Source organism: Roseateles chitinivorans, from assembly GCF_002761755.1.
GTDB classification, from domain to species: domain Bacteria; phylum Pseudomonadota; class Gammaproteobacteria; order Burkholderiales; family Burkholderiaceae_C; genus Roseateles; species Roseateles chitinivorans.
Map to the genome: position 1 here is coordinate 73,027 of NZ_PEOG01000011.1, position 23,204 is coordinate 96,230.

General features: G+C 68.5%; 21 protein-coding genes. 11 read left to right on the plus strand and 10 right to left on the minus strand.

Annotated features, from left to right (window positions below; all coding sequences use genetic code 11):
- Nucleotides 1–132: 132 nt before the first annotated feature.
- The 8 genes from CS062_RS05220 to CS062_RS05255 form a co-directional block, all read right to left on the minus strand.
- Nucleotides 133–1,614 (minus strand): hypothetical protein, encoded by a 1,482-nt coding sequence (locus CS062_RS05220; protein ID WP_158238670.1) that lies wholly within the window; start codon nucleotides 1,612–1,614, stop codon nucleotides 133–135.
- 336 nt (nucleotides 1,615–1,950) lie between these two features.
- Nucleotides 1,951–4,734 (minus strand): TonB-dependent receptor, encoded by a 2,784-nt coding sequence (locus tag CS062_RS05225; RefSeq protein ID WP_199174171.1) that lies wholly within the window; start codon nucleotides 4,732–4,734, stop codon nucleotides 1,951–1,953.
- A gap of 178 nt (nucleotides 4,735–4,912) precedes the next feature.
- Nucleotides 4,913–5,860 (minus strand): CysB family HTH-type transcriptional regulator, encoded by a 948-nt coding sequence (locus CS062_RS05230; protein ID WP_099860389.1) that lies wholly within the window; start codon nucleotides 5,858–5,860, stop codon nucleotides 4,913–4,915.
- Between the two features lie 173 nt (nucleotides 5,861–6,033).
- Entirely contained in the window at nucleotides 6,034–6,957 is a 924-nt protein-coding gene (locus CS062_RS05235; RefSeq protein WP_099860390.1) for a CysB family HTH-type transcriptional regulator, read from the minus strand.
- Between the two features lie 54 nt (nucleotides 6,958–7,011).
- Nucleotides 7,012–8,085 carry a sulfate/molybdate ABC transporter ATP-binding protein gene (locus CS062_RS05240; RefSeq protein WP_099860391.1) on the minus strand — a complete coding sequence of 358 codons (1,074 nt, stop codon included), beginning with the start codon at nucleotides 8,083–8,085 and terminating at the stop codon, nucleotides 7,012–7,014.
- On the minus strand, nucleotides 8,082–8,972 hold the full coding sequence (gene cysW / locus CS062_RS05245) for a sulfate ABC transporter permease subunit CysW (protein WP_099860392.1): 891 nt from the start codon (nucleotides 8,970–8,972) through the stop codon (nucleotides 8,082–8,084). Before cysW ends, CS062_RS05240 begins: the two co-directional genes overlap by 4 nt.
- Nucleotide 8,973: 1 nt before the next feature.
- Nucleotides 8,974–9,855: a sulfate ABC transporter permease subunit CysT gene (gene cysT, locus CS062_RS05250; protein WP_099860393.1), complete on the minus strand. Its 882-nt coding sequence runs from the start codon at nucleotides 9,853–9,855 to the stop codon at nucleotides 8,974–8,976.
- 52 nt (nucleotides 9,856–9,907) lie between these two features.
- The gene (locus tag CS062_RS05255) at nucleotides 9,908–10,960 is read right to left on the minus strand and encodes a sulfate ABC transporter substrate-binding protein (protein ID WP_099860394.1); all 1,053 of its coding nucleotides are present in this window, start codon (nucleotides 10,958–10,960) and stop codon (nucleotides 9,908–9,910) included.
- A 519-nt stretch (nucleotides 10,961–11,479) separates the two neighbouring features.
- Here CS062_RS05255 and CS062_RS05260 point away from each other — a divergent pair.
- Complete coding sequence (locus CS062_RS05260) at nucleotides 11,480–11,983, plus strand: GAF domain-containing protein (RefSeq protein WP_099860395.1); 504 nt, start codon at nucleotides 11,480–11,482, stop codon at nucleotides 11,981–11,983.
- Nucleotides 11,980–12,378 carry a DNA-binding transcriptional response regulator gene (locus CS062_RS05265; protein ID WP_099860396.1) on the plus strand — a complete coding sequence of 133 codons (399 nt, stop codon included), beginning with the start codon at nucleotides 11,980–11,982 and terminating at the stop codon, nucleotides 12,376–12,378. The genes CS062_RS05260 and CS062_RS05265 overlap by 4 nt, the downstream gene beginning before the upstream one ends.
- 3 nt (nucleotides 12,379–12,381) lie before the next feature.
- Here the strand turns inward: CS062_RS05265 and CS062_RS05270 are convergent, their stop codons facing one another.
- Complete coding sequence (locus CS062_RS05270; RefSeq protein WP_099860397.1) at nucleotides 12,382–13,194, minus strand: glycosyl transferase; 813 nt, start codon at nucleotides 13,192–13,194, stop codon at nucleotides 12,382–12,384.
- 238 nt (nucleotides 13,195–13,432) lie between these two features.
- Here CS062_RS05270 and CS062_RS05275 point away from each other — a divergent pair, with 238 nt between their 5' ends.
- From CS062_RS05275 to CS062_RS05315, 9 genes are all read left to right on the plus strand, one after another.
- The gene (locus CS062_RS05275; RefSeq protein ID WP_099860398.1) at nucleotides 13,433–14,368 is read left to right on the plus strand and encodes a TauD/TfdA dioxygenase family protein; all 936 of its coding nucleotides are present in this window, start codon (nucleotides 13,433–13,435) and stop codon (nucleotides 14,366–14,368) included.
- A 23-nt stretch (nucleotides 14,369–14,391) separates the two neighbouring features.
- Complete coding sequence (locus CS062_RS05280) at nucleotides 14,392–15,375, plus strand: ABC transporter substrate-binding protein (protein WP_233217921.1); 984 nt, start codon at nucleotides 14,392–14,394, stop codon at nucleotides 15,373–15,375.
- A gap of 2 nt (nucleotides 15,376–15,377) precedes the next feature.
- Complete coding sequence (locus CS062_RS05285; protein ID WP_099860400.1) at nucleotides 15,378–16,274, plus strand: ABC transporter ATP-binding protein; 897 nt, start codon at nucleotides 15,378–15,380, stop codon at nucleotides 16,272–16,274.
- 10 nt (nucleotides 16,275–16,284) lie between these two features.
- Entirely contained in the window at nucleotides 16,285–17,172 is an 888-nt protein-coding gene (locus CS062_RS05290; RefSeq protein ID WP_099860401.1) for an ABC transporter permease, read from the plus strand.
- Between the two features lie 290 nt (nucleotides 17,173–17,462).
- A complete protein-coding gene (locus tag CS062_RS05295) occupies nucleotides 17,463–18,878 on the plus strand; it encodes a pyridoxal-phosphate dependent enzyme (protein ID WP_099860402.1) in 1,416 nt (471 codons plus the stop codon).
- Nucleotides 18,875–20,080, plus strand: a complete 1,206-nt coding sequence (locus CS062_RS05300) for a trans-sulfuration enzyme family protein (protein WP_099860403.1) — start codon at nucleotides 18,875–18,877, stop codon at nucleotides 20,078–20,080. Before CS062_RS05295 ends, CS062_RS05300 begins: the two co-directional genes overlap by 4 nt.
- A gap of 286 nt (nucleotides 20,081–20,366) precedes the next feature.
- On the plus strand, nucleotides 20,367–21,305 hold the full coding sequence (locus tag CS062_RS05305; protein WP_099860404.1) for a LysR family transcriptional regulator: 939 nt from the start codon (nucleotides 20,367–20,369) through the stop codon (nucleotides 21,303–21,305).
- A 108-nt stretch (nucleotides 21,306–21,413) separates the two neighbouring features.
- Nucleotides 21,414–22,127, plus strand: coding sequence for a Bax inhibitor-1/YccA family protein (locus CS062_RS05310; protein ID WP_099860405.1), 714 nt, complete (start codon nucleotides 21,414–21,416; stop codon nucleotides 22,125–22,127).
- A gap of 13 nt (nucleotides 22,128–22,140) precedes the next feature.
- On the plus strand, nucleotides 22,141–22,542 hold the full coding sequence (locus CS062_RS05315) for a hypothetical protein (RefSeq protein ID WP_099860406.1): 402 nt from the start codon (nucleotides 22,141–22,143) through the stop codon (nucleotides 22,540–22,542).
- 15 nt (nucleotides 22,543–22,557) lie between these two features.
- Here the strand turns inward: CS062_RS05315 and CS062_RS05320 are convergent, their stop codons facing one another.
- Nucleotides 22,558–23,199: a glutathione S-transferase family protein gene (locus tag CS062_RS05320; protein WP_091729797.1), complete on the minus strand. Its 642-nt coding sequence runs from the start codon at nucleotides 23,197–23,199 to the stop codon at nucleotides 22,558–22,560.
- Nucleotides 23,200–23,204 lie beyond the last annotated feature (5 nt).

Consider the following 23,204-nt stretch of genomic DNA (forward strand, 5'->3'; position numbering starts at 1 on the left):
CCGACTTGCTTGGCGTCAGCGGGCCGCTCACGCCAAGAGTCCCTGATCTGATGGGGCTGGTCGACTACATCGAAGTGTTACCGCCCTCACGGCCGTAGCCGGGCACTCGGCTGCAAGAGCACGAGCGGACAGCTATTCCCCGGTCAGGGTAATCCTGGCGGGAGCGCTGGACAACATCTCCGCGCCCGCTCCGGCGACGACGCCATCACTGTTGGTTAGCTTCCATCGCGCGACGGTTGTATTGCCCGCGAATACTTTGAAACCGGCGAAGAGCCGATCCGTTGCAACCGTATCGGCGTCCGAGGTGATCACCTTTAGCGTGAACGTGAGCTTGCGTTGCACCTTCGTCAACGTATCGGCCAACGCTTCGCCTCGCTGCGCGGCATCAAACGGGGTGTTGCCTTGCACATCCGTCACCAGCAGCGCGGCAACGAACTTTTCCGCTTCATCAACCGTCTGCTCCAGCTCCGTAGCTTTGCGCTCGACCTCGTCAGCAAAAGCCATTCGGGCCTTCTTGGCCGCCTCGGTCTCTCCCGCCGGGACATTCTCTCGTGTTTGCTTGACCAGGCGAGCCGTGTCGCGCGCTTCGACGTGAGCGGCTGAAATCGTGGCCCGCAGGGCCTTCAGCTTGGCCCCGAGGTCGGAGCTGTTCGGGGGAAGGGGCAACAGCGCATCGGTGTCCACGACCCGCACCTCCCACCTAGCGAGGTCACCTTGCACCAGCGCTTGCAATGCGGCCTCCGCATTTGACGTGACCGACACAGTGGCAAAGCCATACTGGGTCCTGAGGATCGTCGCGTAGGACACAACATTCTCGAGAAGCGAGCCAATCATCAGCAGCGCGCCCGGTCCAAAAGCTGGGGCCGGCTGATTCGTCTTCTTGGCCTTGAGATCAAGCATCGTCTCCTTGACGCGCGCGTCTACGCCGACGAGCGCTTCCTTCGTGGCGGTGGATAGCGCCAGCAGCGTTCTACCTTTGCCATCGTCAGCGAGGAGCGCTACCTTCTTAAGCTCAGTGGTGTCAGGGCCCTTGACGGTCGAGCCTGGCTGCACAACAAAGGGAGCAAGTGTCTCTGCCACGCTGGCCGCGATGGTCGAGCTGAGCGACTTCGCCTGATTGAAGGTCAGCTTGGCAACCGTTGCGCTGAGCGTCGGCGCCGCCGGTTTATCGATCTTGTACTTTGTGGGGTCAGGCGGGGTCGGAAGACCTGCCTTCACAGCATCGAAGCGAGCCTTCTCCGCGTCGGCCTGGGCCTTATCGGTGTCTGCCTTCCCCTTAGCAAGGTCATTCGCGGCTTTTGCTGCGGTGGCGGCTGCGTCCGCCCTTGCTTTGTCGGCGTCGGCCGCTGCCTTGCTCGCGTCGGCCGCTGCCTTGTCCGCATCGGCTTTCGCCTTGGCCGCGTCGATCTCCGATTTGGCCTTTGCCGCTTTGGCATCCGCATCGGCCACCGCCGCTGCTTTTCTCGCCTCGGCCTCCTTCTTCAGCTGCTCGGCGATGTTGGCCTTGAGCGTGGCGGCTTCCAAGTCGGCCTGGGTCTGGGCAACTACGGGGTCGGTCATGATGAGAAAAGCTCCTGTCAGCAGTGCACTCTTGAGCCAAGGACTGATCAACATAGAACCACTCCCTTAGATTTCTTCACCAGTCTGTGCAGCATTGTCGTGGCGAGTCCAGCGCACGCCATCGATCGAATCATTAGTTTTGAGGAGCGCTCGAGATATGGGTGAGATATTCGGGCGTTGGCTCATGGCCAGAAATCCCGTGTTGGTTAAGGTCTGCTCCAGATCCAATCGGCGCTCAGCGAGCGTCCTGCTACTGTCGCCTTCAGGCCGTTCAGGCGAAGGTGGACAAGGTGACCCGTGAGGAGCGGCCCGCAAGCCGGCGAGCGGTCGCGCCGGCCGTCGGATCGACGGGACGGCCCGCCGCGCTCAACCGGCGATTCAACCGCCGACTCAACCGCCGAAGCGGTAGTCCAGCTCGATCCAGCCCTGCCGCCCATGCGGCAGGTAGTAGCCGACCGGGTAGTACGGCCAGGTCGCGCTGGGATCGCGGCGGATCTTGTCGAACAGGTTGTTGACGATGAGGCTGACGCGGGTGCGCTTGTCCAGCTGCCAGGCGGTGCTCGCGTTGACGTTCCAGTACGGACCCAGCCAGCCGTCCTGCTCCTCGCGGGCGATGCGGCCGTTGCGCTGCGCGGCCAGCGTGTGCGTCCAGTCGCCAAGCTCCCAGGACAGGCTGGCGTTGAGCTTGCTCGGCCAGTCGCTGAAGTCCGGTGTGCCCACCAGGTTGCGGTTGTCGTCGCCGGCGAACTGCTGGTACTTGAAGCTCTTGACCCGCGTGTACTTCGCGTCCGCGGTCCAGCGGCCCCAGCTCGCTGTCGTCCAGCGGTAGCGCGCGCCGACGTCCACGCCCCAGGTCGATTCGTTGGCCGCGTTGATCGGGTTGACGCGGATCTCGGCGACCTCGCCGGGCCGCACCACCGCGTCCAGCGGATTGCGGCGCACCCGCGCGACCGCGTCCTGGCAGGTCGGCGACTGCGGGTCCTTCACGCCGGTGCGGCAGTCCGCCTCGGTGCGCAGCACGCCGTCGGCGCTCAGGTCGGTGACCAGGTCGCGGATCGCGATCTTCCACAGGTCCACCGAGAGATCGAAGGACGAGACCGGCTGCCACACCGCGCCCAATCCCCAGGAGCGGCCGCGCTCGGACTTCAGGTCCGACGAGCCGGTGCGCACATAGTTGAAGCCCGGCGACACGCCGGCGAAGTCGCATTGCGACAGCGGCTGGCCGGCCTGTGCGCAGCGGTAGTAGTCCGTCGAGGACGAGTAATAGCCCTTGGTCTGCTGCGCGAAGATGTAATTCATGTCCGGCGCGCGGAAGCTGGTCGCATGCTGCGCGCGCAGCAGCAGAGTGGACAGCGGCCGGAACTCGAGGCCGGCGTTGTAGGTCGTGCTGCCGTCGCTGCGACCGGCGAATTCATAGCGGTCATGGCGCGCGGCGACGGTGGCCGTCAGCTGCCGGGTGATCGGCGCGTTCAGCTCGCCGCCCAGCGCCAGCCGTTCGCGCGTGCCGCGCACTGTCGGCGACGCGCTGGTGTTGTAGAAGACGCCCTGCCCCAGTCGCGGGTCGGCCTCGTTGCGGAAGCCCTGCGTACCCGCCTCGGCGACCACCGCGGCCCGCACGGGACCACCGGGCAGCTGGAACCACTCCCCGCTGGCCGACGCGCTCAGCTGCTGGTTCCAGCTGGCGTTGCGTGTCCAGCTGCGGTCGCTGACGCTGTCGATCTCCTGCGGCGTCAGCGGGCGGAACAGCCGGGCCGGATCCGCGGAGTAGATCGCCACGCCATTGGCGTCGGTCCCGATGCGGGGCCCCAGCAGCAGGGACTCGATGCCGGCCGTCAGGCGCGGTGTCGTGGTGCGGTTCAGGTAATAGGAGCTGTTGGCCGCGACCTCGAAGGTCCAGCTGCCGGTGAGCTCGCCGCGCGCGCCCACCGCCAGGTTGTGCGTCGCGTCCCGCCACTGGCGGTTGAAGCGGTCCACGCCGCCCAGCTCCTCGGGCGCGAAGCGCCGGGTCCAGATCTCCAGCTGGTTGGTCGCGGCATTGCGGAAGTAGCCCTTGCCGGCGGCATCCGAGGTCCAGCTCGGGCCGCGGGTGTTGTTCTCGGTCCGCGCCCAGCCGAACTGGCCCTCGGCGAAAAGCTCCAGCCCGCCATCGAGCTGCCAGGTCAGGCCACCGGCCGCCTGCGCGCTGCGGTTGCCGGTCTGCGTGGTCCAGTAGGTCGGCGAGGCGCGGCCGCTGCCGCAGTAGGTGCCGTTCCTGGCCTGGTACGGCGCCACCGAACCCTCGAAGAGACCGCTCGCCGCGGCGCAGCCATCGCTGGGCGTCAGGTAGGCGCCGCCGGTGGCGTTGCGGCGACCGAAGACCACCGTCGGCGCCGCGCCGCTCAGCGTGGTGTCCGCCATGAAGTCGCGCTGGCGGCTCCAGATCGGCTCGCGGCCGCTGACCTCAATGCCCCACACGCCCTGCAACCGGCCGCCGTCGAAGCCGCCGGTGATCTGGGCCCGGGCGTTCTCGCCGCCGCCGCGCTGCGTGCCGCCGGCGCGCAGGTTCACCGAGACGCCCTCGACCCGCTTCTTCAGCACGATGTTGACGACGCCGGCGATCGCGTCCGAGCCGTAGACCGAGGACGCGCCGCCGCTCAGCACCTCGATGCGGTCGATCAGCGCGGACGGGATGTTGGCGATGTTGACGAAGTTGACCGAGCCTTCATAGGCGGTCGGGTAGTCGGCGACGCGACGGCCGTTGACCAGCACCAGCGTGTGATTGGGGCCGAGGCCGCGCAGGCTGATCGCATTGGCTGCGGGCGTGAAGGTGTTGCCGAAGTCCTCGCCCTGGGTGAAGCCGGTGTTCTCGGTCAGGCCGCTCAGCGCGTCCGAGACGTTCTTGTAGCCGAGGCGGTCCAGGTCCTCCGCCTTGATCACCGTGACCGGGCTCGGACCCTCGCTGTTGATGCGCGAGATGCGCGAACCGGTGACCAGGACCGATGGCAGCGGCGCGTCCTTCGCGTCGACGGCCGCCCTCGGGTCCTTGGGATCCCTGGCGGGGCTGGCGTCCTGCGCGGACGGCGTTACCGCGGTCTGGGCCTGCACGGTGGCGATGGGGAACGCGGCGGCCAGGGCGGCGGCCAACGTGGCGGCCGATCCGGTGAGGCGGGCCGCATGCTCGACGAACTGCTTCAAGTGACTTCCTCGTGGGAGTGAACAGGTGAGCCCGTCACTCTAGGAAGCGTCCTCGCGCCGATGAAGCAATCGTTTCTGCTTTGCTTTGTCGTGCGGTCCCGTTATGCACATGCGGAAATTCTTTCGGCACCCCTGCTGGCCCGCAGCCTGCGTCCGCGCCGACGCGTGAGCCGGACCTTCAGTCCGACCCGTTGGGCGACAGCCGCGCCTGCTCGACCAGGTCGCGCGTCAGCGGCGGCGCGAAGGTCTCGATGAAGGCGTAGACGTAGTCGCGCAGGTAGGCGTCGCGCCGCACCGCGAGCCGCGTCAGGTTGTCGGCGAACAGGTGGCGCGCGTCGATCGCGCGCAGATGGCGGTCGCGCTCCTCGTCATAGGCGATCGCGGCGACGATGCCCACGCCCAGGCCCAGCTCGACGTAGGTCTTGATCACGTCCGCATCCATCGCGACCAGCACGACGTTGAGCTCGAGCCCGGCAGCGGCGAAGGCGTCGTCGATGTGCGAGCGGCCGGTGTAGCCGGTCTCGTAGGTGATGACCGGGAACTCCGCCAGCCGTTCCAGCGTCAGCGGCGTGCCGGCGGCGGCCTCGGCCTCCAGCGGATGGCCCGGCGGCACCAGCACCGTGTGGGTCCAGCGGTAGCACGGCAGCGTCAGCAGCTGTGGATGCAGCGCCAGCGCTTCGGTCGCGATGCCGATGTCGGCCTCGCCATCGATCAGCAGCCGCGCGACCTGCTGCGGCGAGCCCTGCGTGAACTGCAGGCTCACCTCGGGATGGGTGTCGCGGAAGTCCCGCACCGCCGGCGGCAGCGCATAGCGGGCCTGGCTGTGGGTGGCGGCGATGCGCAGATGGCCGCTGTCGGCGCGGGCGAAATCCTCGCCGGCGCGGCGCAGGTTCTCGGCCTCCCGCAGCAGCCGCTCGACGATGGGCATCACGTTGCGACCGGGCTCGGTCAGGCCGGTGAGGCGCTTGCCGGCGCGCACGAAGATGTCGATGCCGAGCTCATCCTCGAGCTCGCGGATCTGCCGGCTGACGCCGGGCTGCGAGGTGTGCAGCGCCTGCGCCACCTCGGTCAGGTTGAAGTTGCGGCGCTGGGCCTCGCGGACGGATCGGAGTTGCTGGAAGTTCATCGTCGGCAGTCACATCGGGGATGGCTCGCCAGCGTCGACGACATTCGGCGAACGTCGCGAAAGCGGCTTGCTTATGCGGATTGATTATTCGAATCCGCGCCGCCGATGTCCTCCAACAAATTCCGATAAGCAATCCCGCGGCGCACGCATGAGCAATGCAGGCGCGCCGCGCTTCAGGCGTCGGGATCCATCGCCTCGCGGACCGCGTCCTCGGTCAGTTCGGCCACGCATTCCTGCAGGAAGCGATAGGCGAAGCCGCGCAGGTAATGGCCGCGCTTGAGCGCGATGCGCGTCGTGTTGGCCGGGAACAGGTGGCTCGCGTCGATCAGCTGCAGGCCGGAGTCACGCCCCGGCTCGAAGGCCATCGCCGCGATGACGCCGACGCCCAGCCCGATCTGCACGTAGGTCTTGATGACGTCGGCATCGAGCGCCGACATGACCAGGTCGGGCGCCAGGCCCGCGGCGGCGAAGCTCGCGTCGATGCGGGCCCGGCCGGTGTAGCCCTCGTGATAGGTGATCAGCGGCTGCTCCGCGAGCGCTTCCAGTGTCAGCGGCTGGCGCGTGAGCGCATGCCCTTCGGGCACGACCACCGCATGGCGCCATTCGTAGAACGGAAAGGTGACGAAGGCGTCGTCCTTGCCGAGGGCCTCGGTGGCGATGCCGATGTCGGCCTCGCCCGACTGCAACAGCGAGACGATCTCCTGCGGACTGCCCTGGTGCAGCACCAGGTGCACGCGCGGGTATGCGGCCTTGAAGCGCGCGACGACCTGCGGCAGCGCGTAGCGCGCCTGCGTGTGCGTCGTGGCGATCGTCAGCTGGCCCTGGTCGGCGCTGCTGAACTGCTGCGCCAGGCGCTTGATGTTGCGCACGTCCTGCAGCATGCGGTCGACGACGACCGCCAGCTCCTTGCCCGGCTCGGTCAGCCCGAGCAGCCGCTTGCCGCGGCGCTGGAAGAGCTCGACACCGAGTTCGTCCTCCAGATCCTTGATGTGCTTGCTGACGCCGGACTGCGAGGTGAACAGCGCCGCCGCCACCTCGGTCAGGTTGAAGTTCTGCTGCACCGCCTCCCGGACGATGCGCAACTGCTGCAGGTTCATGGTCGTGGACCGCTCGCTCTACGGCTCGCTGGTGTGGAGGTGTCTGTCGTGCGGTCAGGCCGCCTGGTCGATGCCGAACAGGCTCAGGCGCGAAGCCTGCAGGCGGACCTGCTGGCCCGAGGCCAGCTGCAGGGCCTCGGCCTGCTCGCGGCTGAGTTCGGCTTCCAGGTGCTCGCCCTGCGCGCCGCGCAGTTCCACCCGCGCCGCGGCGCCGAAGGCCAGCACGCGCTCGACGGTGGCGGGCAGGCCCGGCGCATCCTGGGTCGGGATGATCACCAGTTCGTGCGGACGCGCATAGGCCTGCACCAGGCCTTGCTGGGCGCCTTCGATCGCGGCGCCGGCGCCCTGCGCCAGCGTCTGGTCGCCGACGCGCACGATGCCGCTGTCCACCCGGCCTTCGAAGCGGTTGACCGCGCCAAGGAAGCCATAGACGAAGGGCGTGGCCGGACGCTGGTAGACCTCGGTCGGCGAGCCGACCTGCTCCACGCGGCCGTGGTCCATCAGCACGACGCGGTCGGCGACTTCCAGGGCCTCTTCCTGGTCGTGCGTGACGAAGATGCTGGTGATGTGCAGCTCGTCATGCAGCCGGCGCAGCCAGCGGCGCAGTTCCTTGCGGACCTTCGCGTCGAGCGCGCCGAAGGGCTCGTCCAGCAGCAGCACCCGCGGCTCGACGGCGAGCGCCCGGGCCAGCGCGATGCGCTGGCGCTGGCCGCCGGAGAGCTGCGGCGGATAGCGATCTGCCAGCCAGTCCAGCTGCACCAGCTGCAGCAGCTCGTGGACCTTGCGCTTGATCTCGGACTCGCTCGGCCGCTGCTTGCGCGGCTTCACCCGCAGGCCGAAGGCGACGTTGTCGAAGACCGTCATGTGCCGGAACAGCGCGTAGTGCTGGAACACGAAGCCGACCTCGCGCTCGCGCACGTGGGTGTCCGAGGCGTCGGCGCCGTCCAGCAGCACCTGGCCGCGGTCGGCCGTTTCCAGGCCCGCGATGATGCGCAGCAGCGTGGTCTTGCCGCAGCCCGACGGACCCAGCAACGCGGTCAGCTCGCCGGTGGGGAAGTCCAGGCTGACGTCGCCCAGCGCGGTGAAGCTGCCGAAGGACTTGTGGATGTTGCGGACCTGGATGCTCATGCTTCTTCCTTGATCACATTGCGCGAGGCTTGCCACTCGACGAACTGCTTGAGCCCGAGCGTGACCAGCGCCAGCAGCGCGAGCAGCGACGCGACGGCGAAGGCCGCGGCGAACTGGTATTCGTTGTAGAGGATCTCGACCTGCAGCGGCAGCGTGTTGGTCTGGCCGCGGATGTGGCCGGAGACGACCGACACCGCGCCGAACTCGCCGAAGGCGCGCGCGTTGCACAGGATCACGCCGTAGAGCAGGCCCCACTTGATGTTGGGCAGCGTCACATGCCAGAAGGTGCGCCAGCCGCTGGCGCCGAGCACGGTGGCGGCTTCCTCCTCGTCGCGGCCCTGGGCCTGCATCAGCGGGATCAGCTCCCGGGCGACGAAGGGAAAGGTCACGAAGATGGTGGCCAGCACGATGCCGGGCACGGCGAAGATGATCTTGATGTCGTGCTCCGCCAGCCAGGGGCCGAACCAGCCCTGCGCGCCGAAGATCAGCACGTAGATCAGGCCGGCCACCACCGGCGAGACCGAGAACGGCAGGTCGATCAGGGTGATCAGCAACTGCTTGCCGCGGAAGTCATGCTTGGTGATGGCCCAGGCGGCGCTGACGCCGAAGACGATGTTCAGCGGCACCGAGATGACCGCGGCGATCAGCGTGAGCTTGATCGCGGAGACGGCGTCGGGCTCGATCAGCGAGCTGAGGTAGGTGTCCCAGCCCTTGCGCAGCGCCTCGGTGAAGACGGCGGCCAGCGGCAGCAGCAGGAACAGCGCGAAGAAGGCCAGCCCCAGCGTCAGCAGCGTGTAGCGCACCCAGCGCTTCTCGGCCGTGGCGGGGTTGCCCTGGTAATGGCCGGCGCTGCGCGCGCGGCCGAGGGTGGCGGCGGATCCGGCCATGTCAGCGCTTCCCGTCGAGTCCGTTGCGGCGCAGGCTCCAGGCCTGCAGTCCGTTGATGCCCAGCAGCAGCAGGAACGAGAACACCAGCATCACCACCGCGATCGTGGTGGCGCCGACGTAGTCGTACTGCTCGAGCTTGGTGATGATCATCAGCGGCGTGATCTCGCTGACCATCGGCATGTTGCCGGCGATGAAGATGACCGAGCCGTACTCGCCCACGGCCCGCGCGAAGGCGAGCGCGAAGCCGGTCAGCAGCGCCGGCGTCAGCATCGGCAGCACCACCAGGCGGAAGGCCTGCCAGCGGTGCGCGCCCAGCGAGGCGGCGGCTTCCTCGAGCTCGGTGTCCAGGTCCTCGAGCACCGGCTGCACCGTCCGCACGACGAAAGGCAGGCCGATGAAGATCAGCGCCACCAGCACGCCCAGCGGGGTGAACGCGACCTTGATGCCCAGCGGCTCGAGCCAGCTGCCCATCCAGCCGTTGGGCGCATAGAGCGCCGTCAGTGCGATGCCGGCCACGGCGGTCGGCAACGCGAAGGGCAGGTCGATCAGCGCGTCGACGAGCTTCTTGCCCCAGAAGTCGTAGCGCACCAGCGACCACGCCAGGATGAAGCCGAAGATCACGTTGATGAACGCGCCCAGCAGCGCCGCGCCGAAGCTCAGCCGGTAGGACGCGAGCACCCGGGGCGAGGTGGCGGCGGCCCAGAAGGCCTCGACGCCATGGCTGGCGGACTTCAGGAAGACCGCGCACAGCGGGATCAGCACCAGCAGCGAGAGATAGAAGAGCGTGAAGCCCAGCGTCGGTGCGAAACCGGGCAGCACGCGGCGTCGCTTGCGGGCGGGCGCCGGGGCGGCCTGCGTCGCGGGGAGCACGGCGGTGTTCATCGGATCAGTCGGTCAGGGGTCGGCGTTGGCGGGTGGAGAACGCGGGCGCCGATCAGCGGCGCGCGGCCATGATCTGGTCGTAGGTGCCGCCGTCGGCGAAGTGCGTCTTGCCGACCTTGGCCCAGCCGCCCAGCGTCTGGTCGACGCTGAACAGCTTGATCGGCGCGTAGCGCTTCTCGTGCTTCTTGAAGATCGCCGGATCGCGGGGACGGAAGTTGTTCTGGGCAATGATCTCCTGGCCTTCGGGCGTCCACAGGAAGTCCAGGTAGGCCTTGGCCAGCGCGGTCGAGCCCTTCTTGGCGGCGACCTTGTCGACGATGGCCACCGGCGCGTCGGCCTCGACCGAGATGCTGGGCGCGACGACCTCGAAGTTGCCCTTGCCGAATTCGTTCTCGATCAGCTCGGCCTCGGACTCGAAGGTCAGCAGCACGTCGCCGATGCCGCGCTGGGTGAAGGTGGTGGTGGCGCCGCGGCCGCCGCCGTCCAGCACCGGCACGTTGGCCAGCACCTTGGACACGAAGTCCTTGGCCTGCGCGTCGGTGCCGCCCTTGGCGATGACGCTGCCCCAGGCGGCCAGGTAGCCGTAGCGGCCGTTGCCGGTCACCTTGGGATTGGGAATGATCACCGAGATGCCGGGACGAGCCAGGTCGGCCCAGTCCTTGATGCCCTTGGGATTGCCCTTGCGCACCAGGAACAGCATGGTCGAGCTGTAGGGCGCGGCGCCGTTGGGGAACTTGCTGCGCCAGTCGGCGCCGGTCAGGCCCTTCTCGGCCAGCGTGTCGACGTCGGTGGCCTGGTTCATCGTGACCACGTCCGCTTCCAGGCCGCCGATCACCGAACCGATCTGCTTGGACGAGCCGCCGTGCGACTGGTTCACCGTGATCGTCTGGCCGGTCTTGGCCTTGTAGGCGGCGACGAACGCAGGATTGATCTGCTTGTAGAGCTCGCGCGCCACGTCGTAGGAGACGTTCAGCAGCGTCGTCGGCTGCTCGGCCGAGGCCACCATCGGCAGGCCCAGCAGCGGCGCCGCGGCGGCCAGCAGCAGCGCCTGGCGGCGCGTGTTGGAGAACAGGGAGCGGTTCTTGGAGGCGTGGGTCTGGGACATGGCAAGCAGGCGAGGGCCGGCGACGTGAAGGTCGGGCTGCGAAGCTTGCCAAACAGTCCTTATTCCAGGAACGATTGTTTGAGCATTTGCTTATCTCGCATATCGAATATGCGGTGGAGCGACTGAAAGGCGCCAGGACCGCGATCGGGCTCCGCCGGAAGCGCCTCCCCCAAGACCCCGAGGGCGGCGCCCGGTCGCGACCTGGGCTTTCACCATGCCTTCCCGGCGGCCCTACTGCCGCCGCCGGCGGGGGCGACATGGGCGCGCCCCGTGGAACGGAGTCTGGTGCGGGACGACCTCCGCCGCCAATGCGGAATGCAAGTGAGCAGCGTCGGCCGGCTCATATGGGCGGCCCCATGGCGACGTCGTGCCGCGCCGTCCTCCCTCAGATGGACGAGAACGCTGGCGGGCGGTGGGTGAGTCGGCTAGGCTGCGCCTTCGTGGCGCGGTGGTTGTGGACCGCGCAGGGAGAACGAACCCCACCGGCGAACCCCACCGGAAGAGCGAGGAACCGCCTCCATGATGACTGCCCCGATTCCCGCGAACGAAGCCGAACGGATCCAGGCGCTGCGCGAGCTGCTGATCCTGGACACGCCGCCCGAAGAGCGCTTCGACCGCATCGTCGAGTTCGCCGCCGAGGAATTCGGCGTACCGATCGCGCTGATCAGCCTGGTCGACGACAACCGTCAGTGGTTCAAGGCCCGCTTCGGACTGGCCGTGTGCGAGACCGACCGGCAGAGCAGCTTCTGCGGCCATGCCATCCATGTGTCGGAGGTGACGGTGGTGCCCGACGCCACCCAGGATCCGCGTTTCGCGGACAACCCGATGGTGCTGGGGCCGCCGAACATCCGCTTCTACGCGGGCGCGCCGCTGGAGATCCGCCCCGGCATCCGCGTCGGGACCCTGTGCCTGATCGACCGGCGCCGCCGCACGCTGGACGACACCGACCTGGCGATCCTCATGAGCCTGCGGGACGTGGTGGTCTCGGAGCTGCTCGGGAAGGACGCGGAGTCGAGCCCATGAGGGCCGCCACGTCGCCCCAGCTGCTGCTGGTCGACCCCCATTCGCTGTTCCGCCGCACCGTCGCGATGGTCGCGCGGCAGCTGCGGATCGCGGAGGTGCATGAGTCGAGCAGCCTCGAGGCGGCGCACCGCCTGCTGGAGCACCAGTCGATGGACGGCCTGCTGCTGGACATCGGCCAGGGGCTGGATGCGCTGGCGCTGGTGCAGAGCGTGCGGGCCGGCGCGCTGCGCTGCCCGCCGACCACCCCGGTGGCGCTGACCGCCGAGGCCTGCGACCTGCCCACCGCGCAGCTCTACAAGGAGCTGCAGGTGCGGCGCATCATGCTCAAGCCCTTCAAGGTCAAGACCGCGCTGGAGGTCATCCAGGACCTGGCTCGTCCCGAATCCCCGCCCTGAGGGTCATTCCACCCAATGCTGGGTGAGCCAGGGGGTGGGCAAGACGTAGCTGCGCAGGTGGCGCCAGCGATGCTTCACGCCGCCGGTGAACGCGGCGCGGAAGTGGTCCCACGGCTTCTCGTGCGGCGGGTCCTGGGTGTTCCAGCGGCCCAGCATCACGTCGGCCGGATTCGGTCCGCCGGGGAAGGTCACGATGCGCGCGCCGGCCGGCAGCTTGGCCGGCTTGAAATAGCGCAGCGGGAACGCGGGCAGGCAGTGCAGCCGGAAGTGGCGCGTCCACAGATGCGGCCAGAACTTGATGCCGCCGGGCACCGAGGCCGTCACCCAGTGCTGCTCGAAGCCGTGCTTGTCGGCGACGGCCTGGGGATCGGCGCGGAATTTCTCGATGATGTGCGGGTACTTGCCCACCGGGAAGCGGAACACCGAGGTCTGGCCCAGGCGCTGCATCGGCTTGGCCCAGTTGCGGGCCAGCACCACGTCGTCGGGATGACCGTGGGTGAAGTAGCCGTCGATGTTGTCGACGATCACCGAATCCAGATCGATGAACAGCACCGGGCCGGACAGGCCGGTCTTCGGCCCCAGGTCGGCGCTCCACATCACCAGCTTGCGCCACTTGCCCAGGGACTTCTTCGGCCATTCGCAGCCGAGCTCCTCCAGCGGGTAGGCGTCCACCTCCGGGCGCAGGCCCTCGGCGTTGTCGGTCAGGCAGACCAGCCGGAATTCACCGGTCACATGCCGGCGCAGCATGCCGTACAGGCGGTTGACGTATTCCGGGCCGTAAGCGGTACCCCACTTGACGCAGATGACTTGTTTCATGGGGGCTACGGCTCCTTCTGGTTGTTGTCCCTGCCTGGATAGGGAAGCCCATCACTATACGCAGGTATGTGTAAATGGATTGCTAACAGGGCTTTCAGGTCAGTGACGCCGGGCATCTGACACCCGTACGGGCTGCCCAACCCAGCGATCGCGGCTGACGCCGATATGCGATTCGCATGCTTGGACATGCCAGGACCTTCGTTCCAGCGAGGAAGGCCGCTGCCTAGAGTCGGCGCTCATGACAGCCCTCGCCCCACCCGTTGCCGCCCCGCCGCCGCGGCCCGTCGCGTTCGCGGAGGACGCCGACGTGCCGTCGCAGACCTTCGAGATCCATGCCTTCGACGAGCCGCTCGGCGCCGAGGTCCTGGGGCTCGACCTGACGCGGCCGCTGAACGCGGCCGACTTCGCCCGGCTGCACCGCGCTCACCTGGACCACCATGTCCTGGTCTTCCGCGACCAGCGGATCACGCCAGCGCAACACATCGCCTTCAGCCGGCGCTGGGGGCCCTTGCAGATCCATGTGCTGCGCAACTTCCAGCTGCCGGGCCATCCGGAGATCCTGCAGGTGTCCAACCTCCGGGACGCGCAGGGCCAGCCGATCGGCTTGGGCGATGCGGGCCAATACTGGCATTCCGACCTGTCCTACAAGGAGCGTCCCAGCCTGGGCTCGCTGCTGCATGCGCAGGAGCTGCCGGCGGAGGGCGGCGACACCCTGTTCGCGAACCAGCATCTGGCGTATGACGGCCTGCCGCTGGCGCTGAAGACCGCGATCGTCGGCAGGCGCGCCGAGCACAGCTACCTGGCGAAGTACGAGGAACTGCGGGCGCGCAATCCCTGGCGCCCGAAGCTGACGCCGGCGCAGATCGCCGAAGTGAAGCCGGTAGCGCAGCCGGTCGTGCGCACCCACCCGGAGACGGGACGACGCGCCCTCTTCGTCAGCGAGCACTTCACGACGCGCATCCTGGACCTGCCGGAGGACGAGAGCCGGGACCTGTTGGCGCAGCTCTTCCAGCACAGCAGCCGCGAGACCCTCGTCTACCGGCACCGTTGGCAGGCGCACGACCTGGTGTTCTGGGACAACCGTTCGCTGCTGCACCTGGCCACCGGCTGTCCGGACGCCATGCGCCGCCATCTCCACCGCACCACCATCGAAGGCGACATTCCCCTGCCATGACTCCTCTCCTCAAGAAGCCCCTGATGGCCGCGCTCGGCGTGGCGCTGGCACTGACCGGCACCGCCTCGCTGGCGGAAGGCAAGCTCCGCATCGCCGAGCAGTTCGGCATCGTCTACCTGCTGCTCAACGTGGCCCAGGACCAGCAGCTGATCGAGAAGCACGGCAAGGCCGCCGGCGTCGACATCCAGGTCGAGCGCGTACAGCTCTCCGGCGGTCCGGCGATCAACGAGGCGCTGCTGTCCGGCAGCATCGACATCGCCGGCGCCGGCGTCGGCCCGCTGCTCACGCTATGGGACAAGACGCAGGGTCGGCAGAACGTGCGCGGCATCGCCTCGCTGGGCAACTTCCCGTATTACCTGACCAGCAGCAATCCCGCCGTCAAGAGCATCGACGACTTCAGCGACAAGGACCGCATCGCGCTGCCGGCGGTGGGCGTGTCGGTGCAGTCGCGCATCCTGCAGCTGGCTTCGGCCAAGCGCTGGGGCGATGCGCAGTTCAACAGACTGGACCGATTGCAGGTCGCCCTGCCGCATCCGGAAGCGACCGCCGCGCTGATCAAGGGCGGCACCGAGATCAACGCCCACTTCGGCAATCCGCCCTTCCAGGAACAAGGCCTGGCGGGCAATCCGAATGTGCATGTGGTGCTCAGCAGCTACCAGGTGCTGGGCGGGCCGGCGTCGGCCACGGTGCTGTACACGACGGAGAAGTTCCGGCGCGACAACCCGAAGACCTACAAGGCCTTCGTCGGTGCGCTGGCCGAGGCGGCGGACTTCATCGCCAAGTATCCGGAGCGCTCGGCCGACATCTACATCCGAAACGAGAACTCCAAGGTGCCCAAGGACCTGCTGCTGAAGGTGATCAAGAACCCGGAGGTGCAGTTCAAGATCACGCCCCAGAACACCTTCGCGCTCGCATCGTTCATGCATCGGATCGGCGCGATCAAGAACAAGCCGGCCTCCGCGCAGGATTACTTCTTCGACGACCCGCACAACGCGGCGGGGAGTTGAGCATGAGCGCGGTGCTGGAGCCATTCGACGCGATCGACACCGGCCGCGACTGCGCGGCCTGCGAGGCCGGCGACCAGGTGGCCGACGGGCGGCTGGCGCAGCCCTCGCGGCTGAGCGTGGAGGGCGTCAGCCTCGACTACCGCGGCGAACGCGGCCCGATCCGCGCAACGCACCGCGTCGGCTTCGATGTGCTGCCGTCGGAGCGCTTCGTCCTGCTCGGCGCGTCGGGCTGCGGGAAGTCCTCGCTGCTGAAGGCGGTCGGGGGCTTCCTCTCGCCCACCGAGGGCCGGATCCTCGTCGATGGCCGGCCGATCGACGGACCCGGGCCCGACCGCATCGCGGTATTCCAGGAGTTCGACCAGTTGCCGCCCTGGAAGACGGTGCTGGAGAACGTGGCGTTCCCGCTGATCGCTTCGGGTTCGTCACCGCGCAAGGCGGCGCTGGAGCAGGCGCGGCACTGGCTCGCCCGCGTGGGCCTGGCGGACTTCGCGTCGGCCTTTCCGCATCAGCTGTCTGGCGGCATGAAGCAGCGCGTCGCGATTGCCCGCGCGCTGGCGATGAAGCCGCGCGTGCTGTTGATGGACGAGCCCTTCGCCGCCCTGGACGCGCTGACGCGACGTCGGATGCAGGACGAGCTGCTGGCGCTGTGGGAGCAGGAACGCTTCACCCTGCTCTTCGTGACCCATTCGATCGAGGAGGCCTTGATCGTCGGGCATCGGGTGCTGGTGCTGTCGCCGCATCCGGGACGTGTGCGGGCGGAGCTGAATGCGCAGGGGCTGACGCCGGCGCAGCGTGCCGCGCAGGCCAATCGCATCGAACGACTGCTGTTCGGCGGTCCGGCGGCGGTCGATGCGTTCAGCGAGCCGGTGGCCGCCGAACGGGCCGCGGCCCTGAACTGAGGACCTTCCGATGACTGTGACTGCGCTGCCGACCGCTCGGTTGGATCCTCCCGCGCGCGCTGAGCGGGAGCTGGTGCTGGCCGATGTCGTGCCGGTCGATGCGACGCAGGTGCGGCTGTGGCGGCGCGCGCTGGACTCGAGCGCCTGGCGCCAGGCGGCGCTGCTGGCGCTCCTGGCCGGGCTGTGGGAAATCGCCGCGCGCGCCGCAGGCAATGACTTGCTGCTGCCGACCTTCACCGCGGCCGCGCGCGCGCTGTGGGAGGGGCTCGCCAGCGGGGAGTTGCTGCAGCGGGCGCTCATCTCGCTGAGATTGCTGCTGCAGGGCTATGCACTGGGCGTCGCGCTCGCGCTGGGCTTGACAGCGCTGGCGACCTCGTCGCGCTGGGGCCGCGACCTGCTGTCCAGCCTGACGGCGATGTTCAATCCGCTGCCGGCGATCGCGCTGCTGCCGCTGGCGCTGCTGTGGTTCGGCCTGGGTTCGGGGAGTCTGATCTTCGTGCTGGTCCATGCGGTCCTGTGGCCGCTGGCGCTGGCGGCGTCGGCGGGCTTTGAGGCGGTGCCCGAGACCTTGCGCATGGCGGGCCGGAACTATGGCCTCAAAGGGCCGCGCTATGTCGCGCAGATCCTGCTGCCCGCAGCGCTGCCGTCGATCCTGTCGGGCCTGCGGGTGGGCTGGGCCTTCGCGTGGCGGACGCTGATCGCCGCGGAGCTGTTCTTCGGGGCGTCCTCGGGCCAGGGTGGCCTGGGCTGGTACATCTTCCAGAACCGCAACGAGCTGATGACCGACCGCGTCTTCGCCGGCCTGGCGCTGGTGATCCTCATCGGCTGGCTGGTCGAGCGGCTGGTGTTCAGCACGATCGAGCGCGTGACGGTCAGGCGGTGGGGCATGCAGCGTTGAAGGCTCGGCCGATGGAAAACAAACGCCCCGGCCGAAGCCGGGGCGCTGCTCGCATCGGATGACAAGGGTCAGTTCATGGCTGGGTCTTGGGCTTCCTCATGCTGGACGAGTGGGATGAAGGGTAGGGACGCGACGCCAGGCCGGGAACGAAGCGAAGCGGATAAGCTGCGGCGATAACCGCGCTTGGAGCGACCCGCTCCCGGCGGATAGGCTGCGCGGTTTGCCCGCACCCGGCATCACCCCGCCGGATGCGTCGCCGGACCATCCCACCAGGATCACAAGGAGCGCCCATGAGTGCCAAGGAGACCTCTTCCACCCCCGCCTCGCCAGCGATCGACCGGCCCGACCGGCCCGCCGTGCTGGACCTGATCGGCAACACGCCGCTGGTGCCGGTGAACCGGCTCGACACCGGCCCCTGCCAGCTCTTCCTGAAGCTCGAATCGCAGAACCCCGGCGGCTCGATCAAGGACCGCATCGGCCTGTCGATGATCGAGGCGGCCGAACGCGACGGCCTGCTCCCGCCCGGCGGCACCGTCGTCGAAGCCACGGCCGGCAACACCGGCCTCGGGCTCGCGCTGGTCGCGCGCGCGAAGGGCTACCGCGTCGTGCTGGTCGTGCCGGACAAGATGTCGGCCGAGAAGGTGCTGCAGCTCAAGGCGCTCGGCGCCGAGGTGCACATCACCCGTTCCGACGTCGGCAAGGGCCATCCCGACTACTACCAGGACCGCGCCGCGCGCCTGGTCCGGGACATTCCCGGCGCCTGGTACGCCGACCAGTTCAACAATCCCAACAACCCGCTCGCGCACGAGACCACCACCGGTCCCGAGATCTGGCAGCAGGTGGGCCATCGCATCGACGCGCTGGTCTGCGGCGTCGGCTCCGGCGGCACGATCACCGGCCTGTCGCGCTTCTTCGCCAAGGTCCGGCCGGGCCTGGACGTGGTGCTCGCCGATCCGGCCGGCTCCATCCTCAAGGACTTCATCGAGACCGGCAGCTTCGGCGAGGCCGGCTCCTGGGCCGTCGAGGGCATCGGCGAGGACTTCGTGCCGCCGATCGCGGACCTGAGCGGCGTGCGCCACGCCTATGCGATCACCGACGAGGAGAGCTTCGCCACCGCCCGCGACCTGTACCGCGCCGAAGGCATCCTGGCCGGCTCCTCCACCGGCACGCTGCTGGCCGCGGCGCTGAAGTACTGCCGCGCGCAGACCACGCCCAAGCGCGTCGTGACGCTGGTCTGCGACACCGGCACCCGCTACCTGTCCAAGGTCTACAACGACCCGTGGATGTTCGACCAGGGCCTGCTCAAGCGCGAGAGCAAGGGCGACCTGCGCGACCTGATCGCGCGGCGTCCGGAGGACGGCGCCGTCATCAGCGTCAGCCCCGAGGACACGCTGGCCACCGCCTTCTCGCGCATGCGCCAGGCCGAGGTCTCGCAGCTGCCGGTGCTCAAGGACGGGAAGCTGGTCGGCCTGCTGGACGAGTCGGACCTGCTCGCCCAGATGCACATGGACGCGCGCCACTTCAAGGACAGCGTGGACAGCGCGATGAGCCATGATGTGCAGACGCTGCCGCCGGGGGCGCCGCTGTCCGACCTGATCGCGCAGCTGCGCAAGGGCCTGGTGGCCGTGATCGCCGACGATCGCGGCTTCCATGGCCTCGTCACCCGATTCGACCTGTTGAACCACCTGCGAAAGGGCTTGTCATGAGCCACGCCTCCGAGAAAGACAACGACCACCCCGCCGACGCCGACCTGCGCTTCGATACCCGCGCGATCCATGGCGGCCAACGCCCCGACCCGCTGACCGGCGCGGTGATGCCGCCGATCTACGCGACCTCGACCTACCGCCAGCAGAGCCCCGGCGTCCACCAGGGCTACGAATACGGCCGCACCCACAACCCGACCCGCCAGGCCTATGAGCGGGCGATCGCCAGCCTGGAAGGCGGCGTGCAGGGTTACGCCTTCTCGTCCGGCCTGGCCGCGATGGCGACCGTGCTGGACACGCTGGACGCCGGCGCCCACATCGTCGCGGGCGACGACCTGTACGGGGGCAGCTACCGGCTGTTCGAGCGCGTGCGCAAGCGCAGCGCCGGCCTGCAGGTGACCTATGTCGACAGCAGCGATCCGGAGAACGTCCGCGCCGCCCTGCGGCCCGAGACGAAGATGATCTGGATCGAGACGCCCAGCAATCCGCTGCTGAAGCTGACCGACCTGGCCGCCGTCGCCAGGATCGCCCGCGCGCACGGCGCGCTGGCGATCGCCGACAACACCTTCGCCAGCCCCTGGGCGCAGCGCCCGCTCGAGCTGGGCTTCGACGCGGTGATGCACTCCGCGACGAAATACCTCAACGGGCACAGCGACGTGATCTCCGGCGTGGTCGTGGTCGGCGGCGAGCAGCGCCAGGCCGCGCTGCGCGAGCAGCTGGAGTTCCTGCACAACGCCGTCGGCTCGATCGCCGGCCCGTTCGACAGCTTCCTGGCCCTGCGTGGTCTGAAGACGCTGGCGCTGCGCATGGCGCGCCACAACGAGAGCGCGCTTGAACTGGCCCGCTGGCTGGAAGGCCAGCCCAAGGTGCGTCGCGTTCACTACCCGGGCCTGGAGAGTCATCCGCAGCAGGCGCTTGCCCAGCGCCAGATGCGCGGGGGCGGCGGGATGATCAGCGTCCAGCTCGATACCGACCTGGCCGGCGCGCGTCGCTTCCTGGAGCGGGTGCGGATCTTCTCCCTGGCCGAGAGCCTGGGCGGCGTCGAGAGCCTGATCTCGCTGCCGGCGCTGATGACCCATGCATCGATCCCGGTCGAGACGCGAGCGCGGCTGGGCATCACCGATTCGCTGGTGCGGATCTCCGCAGGCATCGAGGACCTCGAGGACCTGCGCGACGACCTGAAGGCGGGCCTGGACGCCGTCTGACCCTCAACGATGCGCGGTGATCCCGCGCCAGTCGAACGCGCCGGGGCCGCGAGGCCGCCGGCGCGTTCTGCTTTTCCGAACCGCTGGCCGCACAAGAATCGAAGCGAGACGTGAAGAATGCGTGAAGATGCGCGCGTCATCCGCGCGATGCGACGGACCGCCATGGTTCGAACCCGCATCCGCCGACTCCGTCTGTCTGTCGGAAAAACCTTCGCATGAACGTTCTTAACTTCCGTTTAAGCGAAGCTGTTTATGATCCGGCTTCGTTTTTTTCGGAGGCCCTGCCATGTCCGCCCTCAACTACCGCCATCTGCACTACTTCTGGGTCGTCGCCAAGGAGGGCGGTTTCGCCCGCGCGGCGGACCGGCTCGGCATGGCGGTGCAGACGATCAGCGCGCAGGTGCGGGAACTCGAGCGATCGCTGGGGCATCAGCTGCTCAAGCCCGAGGGCCGCGGCCTGGTGCTGACCGAAGCCGGCCAGGCCGCCTTCGCCCGCGCCGAGGAGATCTTCCAGATCGGCCAGATGGTGCCGCACGAGGTCCACGAGGCGGCCACCCAGCGCGTCCAGCGCCTGTCGGTGGGCTTGTCCGACGGCCTGTCGAAACTGGCCGCCCACGCCCTGCTGGCGCCCGTCCTGGATACGCCGAACCTGCGTCTGGTCTGCCACGAAGGCGAGGTCGACCAGCTCATCGGCGAGTTGGCCCTGCACCATCTGGACCTGGTGCTGACCGACCAGCCCGCGCCGGTGAATCCCACCCTGCGCATCACCAGCCAGTTGCTGGCCAGCACCTCGGTCGACTGGTACGGCCCCGCCGAGCTGGTCGAGCGCGCCCGCCGTGCGCCGAACAAGGGCTTCCCTCACGTGCTGGAGACGCTGCCGGTGTTGCTGCCGACGCGCCACGCCTCGCTGCGCGCGAGCCTGGAGCGCTGGTTCGAGCAGCACCACATCCGGCCGCAGATCGTCGGCGAGTTCGAGGACAGCGCGCTGATGAGCGTCTTCGCCGCCCGGGGCCTGGGCGTCTTTCCGGTCAGCCGGCTGGGCGCGGACGACCTGTCGATGATGGCCGGCCTGCACCTGCTGGGACAGACCGAGGTCGTCGAGGACGTGCACGGGATCTACTCGCGCCGCGGCCAGAACCATCCGCTGGTGTCCAAGCTGCTGCAGCGTCGCGGCATGCAGGAACCGGTGATGGACAACGAATCGGAAATTGCTTCAGCGGAATGAGAATGAAGCAGGTTTATCCGAAGTGAAGCTGGCGTTAAGGTCCGCGGTTCGTGCGCGCGAGAGCGCGCGTTCCGTCCAACGGCTCACTCGGATCCAGGAGAACCAGTCATGAGCGACTACCAACGACATCCGGCGTCCCCCACGGCCTGGACGCCCGCCACCGCCAACGGTGGCGATTCGGTCTTCACCCAGCGCGCCGACGTGGCGCGCGTGCTGCGCAACACCTACGCGCTGCTGTCGATGACGCTGCTGTTCAGCGGCGCGGTGGCGGCGGCCGCGGTGGCATTCAAGCTGCCCGCCCCGGGCATGATCCTGACGCTGATCGGCTACTTCGGCCTGCTGTTCGCGATCCACAAGACGCAGCACTCCGCTGCTTCGGTGCCGCTGGTCTTCGCGCTGACCGGCTTCATGGGCTACACCCTGGGCCCGCTGCTGAGCGCGATCCTGAACCTGCCCGGCGGCGCCAACACGATCGCCCTGGCGCTGGGCACCACCGGTGCGACCTTCCTGGTGCTGTCGGCCTATGTGCTGGCGACCAAGAAGGACTTCAGCTTCATGGGCGGCTTCCTGTTCGCCGGCATGATCATCGCGATCCTGGCGTCGCTGGCCAACCTGTTCTTCCAGCTGCCGATGCTGGCGATGGTCGTCTCGGGCGTGGTGGCGCTGCTGTCGGTCGGCATGATCCTGTTCCACACCAGCATGATCGTGAACGGCGGCGAGCGGAACTACGTGATGGCGACGGTCAGCCTGTTCGTCTCGCTGTTCAACCTGTTCACCAGCCTGCTGAGCATCTTCGGCTTCGCCGGCTCCAGCGACGACTGACGCGCGGCGCCCGATGAAGACCTTCCTCTGGTCGGTGACCGGCGTGTTCGCGCTGCTCTGGAGCGGGCTGGCGTGGGCCGCGGCGAGCCTGGTGCGCTGGACGGTGGAGGCCCTCTCCACCGGCCGCGCCACCGAGCTGGGCAAGGCCGCGGTCGAGTTCAAGTTCCCGGCCTGGGCCGAGCCCTTCCTCGACACCGGCCTGCTCGAGCTGCTGCAGTCCTTCGTGCGGTGGCTGATGGAGATCGCGGGCACCGGTGCGCCGATGGCCGGGACCGCGATCGGCTGGCTGGTGCCGGTGGTGTGGATCACCTGGGCCTTCGGGCTGACCGTGCTGGTCGTGATCGCGCTGCTGCTCCACCACCTGATCAAGAGCCTGCCGCGCACCGGCGGCGGCACCGCGACGGCGACACGCTGATGCGCCCGGCCTTGTTCAGCCTCCGCAGGGCTGGACGAGGCCGTCGCCGTGAGGCGCGGCGCGGAACTCCGGCAGCTGCTCGACCTCGGTCGCATAGGCGATCAGCGTCTGCAACCGCTCTGCCGGCGGCAACAGCTCCGGTGTCATCTGCCGGACGAATTCCCACATCACCCCGATCGTGATGCCCGCCAGCCCGATCGCGTCGCGCTCGGCCGACAGCGGTGCCTTGCCCATTTCCGCCTCCAGCTCCAGCAGCGCGGCGCGCAACTGGGCGCCCACCCGCTCGAGCCAGGGCGCATGCTGCTTGTCGTCCGGGCGCAGCTGCTGCTCGTAGACCGCTTGCACGCTCTTGTCGGTCGCCGCCAGCGCCAGGCCGATCAGCCGCAGCGCGCGCTTGAGCGCCGGGTCGCTGGGCGGCAGCAGCGCCCGGCCCGGCGACAGCGACTGCGCGTACTGCAGGATCAGCGTGGAATCCATCAGCACCGTGCCGTCGTCGCAGACGAAGGTCGGCGCCTTGACGACCGGGTTGATGCGGCTGAACTCGTCGAAGGTGCGGAACACCGACAGCGAGCGGTGCTCGAAGTGGAGGCCCAGCAGCTGCATCGCGATCGCGGCGCGGCGGACGTAAGGGGAGTCGAGCATGCCGATGAGCTGCATGGCGG

What these genes read in the sequence shown, in the direction of transcription:
- CS062_RS05260 (WP_099860395.1), top strand. Translation starts at nt 11,480, where the DNA reads ATGATGACTGCCCCGATTCCCGCGAACGAAGCCGAACGGATCCAGGCG.
- CS062_RS05230 (WP_099860389.1), bottom strand. Translation starts at nt 5,860, where the DNA reads ATGAACTTCCAGCAACTCCGATCCGTCCGCGAGGCCCAGCGCCGCAAC.
- CS062_RS05255 (WP_099860394.1), bottom strand. Translation starts at nt 10,960, where the DNA reads ATGTCCCAGACCCACGCCTCCAAGAACCGCTCCCTGTTCTCCAACACG.
- CS062_RS05270 (WP_099860397.1), bottom strand. Translation starts at nt 13,194, where the DNA reads ATGAAACAAGTCATCTGCGTCAAGTGGGGTACCGCTTACGGCCCGGAA.
- cysW (WP_099860392.1), bottom strand. Translation starts at nt 8,972, where the DNA reads ATGGCCGGATCCGCCGCCACCCTCGGCCGCGCGCGCAGCGCCGGCCAT.
- CS062_RS05275 (WP_099860398.1), top strand. Translation starts at nt 13,433, where the DNA reads ATGACAGCCCTCGCCCCACCCGTTGCCGCCCCGCCGCCGCGGCCCGTC.
- CS062_RS05290 (WP_099860401.1), top strand. Translation starts at nt 16,285, where the DNA reads ATGACTGTGACTGCGCTGCCGACCGCTCGGTTGGATCCTCCCGCGCGC.
- CS062_RS05295 (WP_099860402.1), top strand. Translation starts at nt 17,463, where the DNA reads ATGAGTGCCAAGGAGACCTCTTCCACCCCCGCCTCGCCAGCGATCGAC.
- CS062_RS05280 (WP_233217921.1), top strand. Translation starts at nt 14,392, where the DNA reads ATGGCCGCGCTCGGCGTGGCGCTGGCACTGACCGGCACCGCCTCGCTG.
- CS062_RS05320 (WP_091729797.1), bottom strand. Translation starts at nt 23,199, where the DNA reads ATGCAGCTCATCGGCATGCTCGACTCCCCTTACGTCCGCCGCGCCGCG.
- CS062_RS05310 (WP_099860405.1), top strand. Translation starts at nt 21,414, where the DNA reads ATGAGCGACTACCAACGACATCCGGCGTCCCCCACGGCCTGGACGCCC.
- CS062_RS05305 (WP_099860404.1), top strand. Translation starts at nt 20,367, where the DNA reads ATGTCCGCCCTCAACTACCGCCATCTGCACTACTTCTGGGTCGTCGCC.
- CS062_RS05235 (WP_099860390.1), bottom strand. Translation starts at nt 6,957, where the DNA reads ATGAACCTGCAGCAGTTGCGCATCGTCCGGGAGGCGGTGCAGCAGAAC.
- CS062_RS05220 (WP_158238670.1), bottom strand. Translation starts at nt 1,614, where the DNA reads ATGTTGATCAGTCCTTGGCTCAAGAGTGCACTGCTGACAGGAGCTTTT.
- CS062_RS05300 (WP_099860403.1), top strand. Translation starts at nt 18,875, where the DNA reads ATGAGCCACGCCTCCGAGAAAGACAACGACCACCCCGCCGACGCCGAC.
- CS062_RS05265 (WP_099860396.1), top strand. Translation starts at nt 11,980, where the DNA reads ATGAGGGCCGCCACGTCGCCCCAGCTGCTGCTGGTCGACCCCCATTCG.
- cysT (WP_099860393.1), bottom strand. Translation starts at nt 9,855, where the DNA reads ATGAACACCGCCGTGCTCCCCGCGACGCAGGCCGCCCCGGCGCCCGCC.
- CS062_RS05315 (WP_099860406.1), top strand. Translation starts at nt 22,141, where the DNA reads ATGAAGACCTTCCTCTGGTCGGTGACCGGCGTGTTCGCGCTGCTCTGG.
- CS062_RS05285 (WP_099860400.1), top strand. Translation starts at nt 15,378, where the DNA reads ATGAGCGCGGTGCTGGAGCCATTCGACGCGATCGACACCGGCCGCGAC.
- CS062_RS05240 (WP_099860391.1), bottom strand. Translation starts at nt 8,085, where the DNA reads ATGAGCATCCAGGTCCGCAACATCCACAAGTCCTTCGGCAGCTTCACC.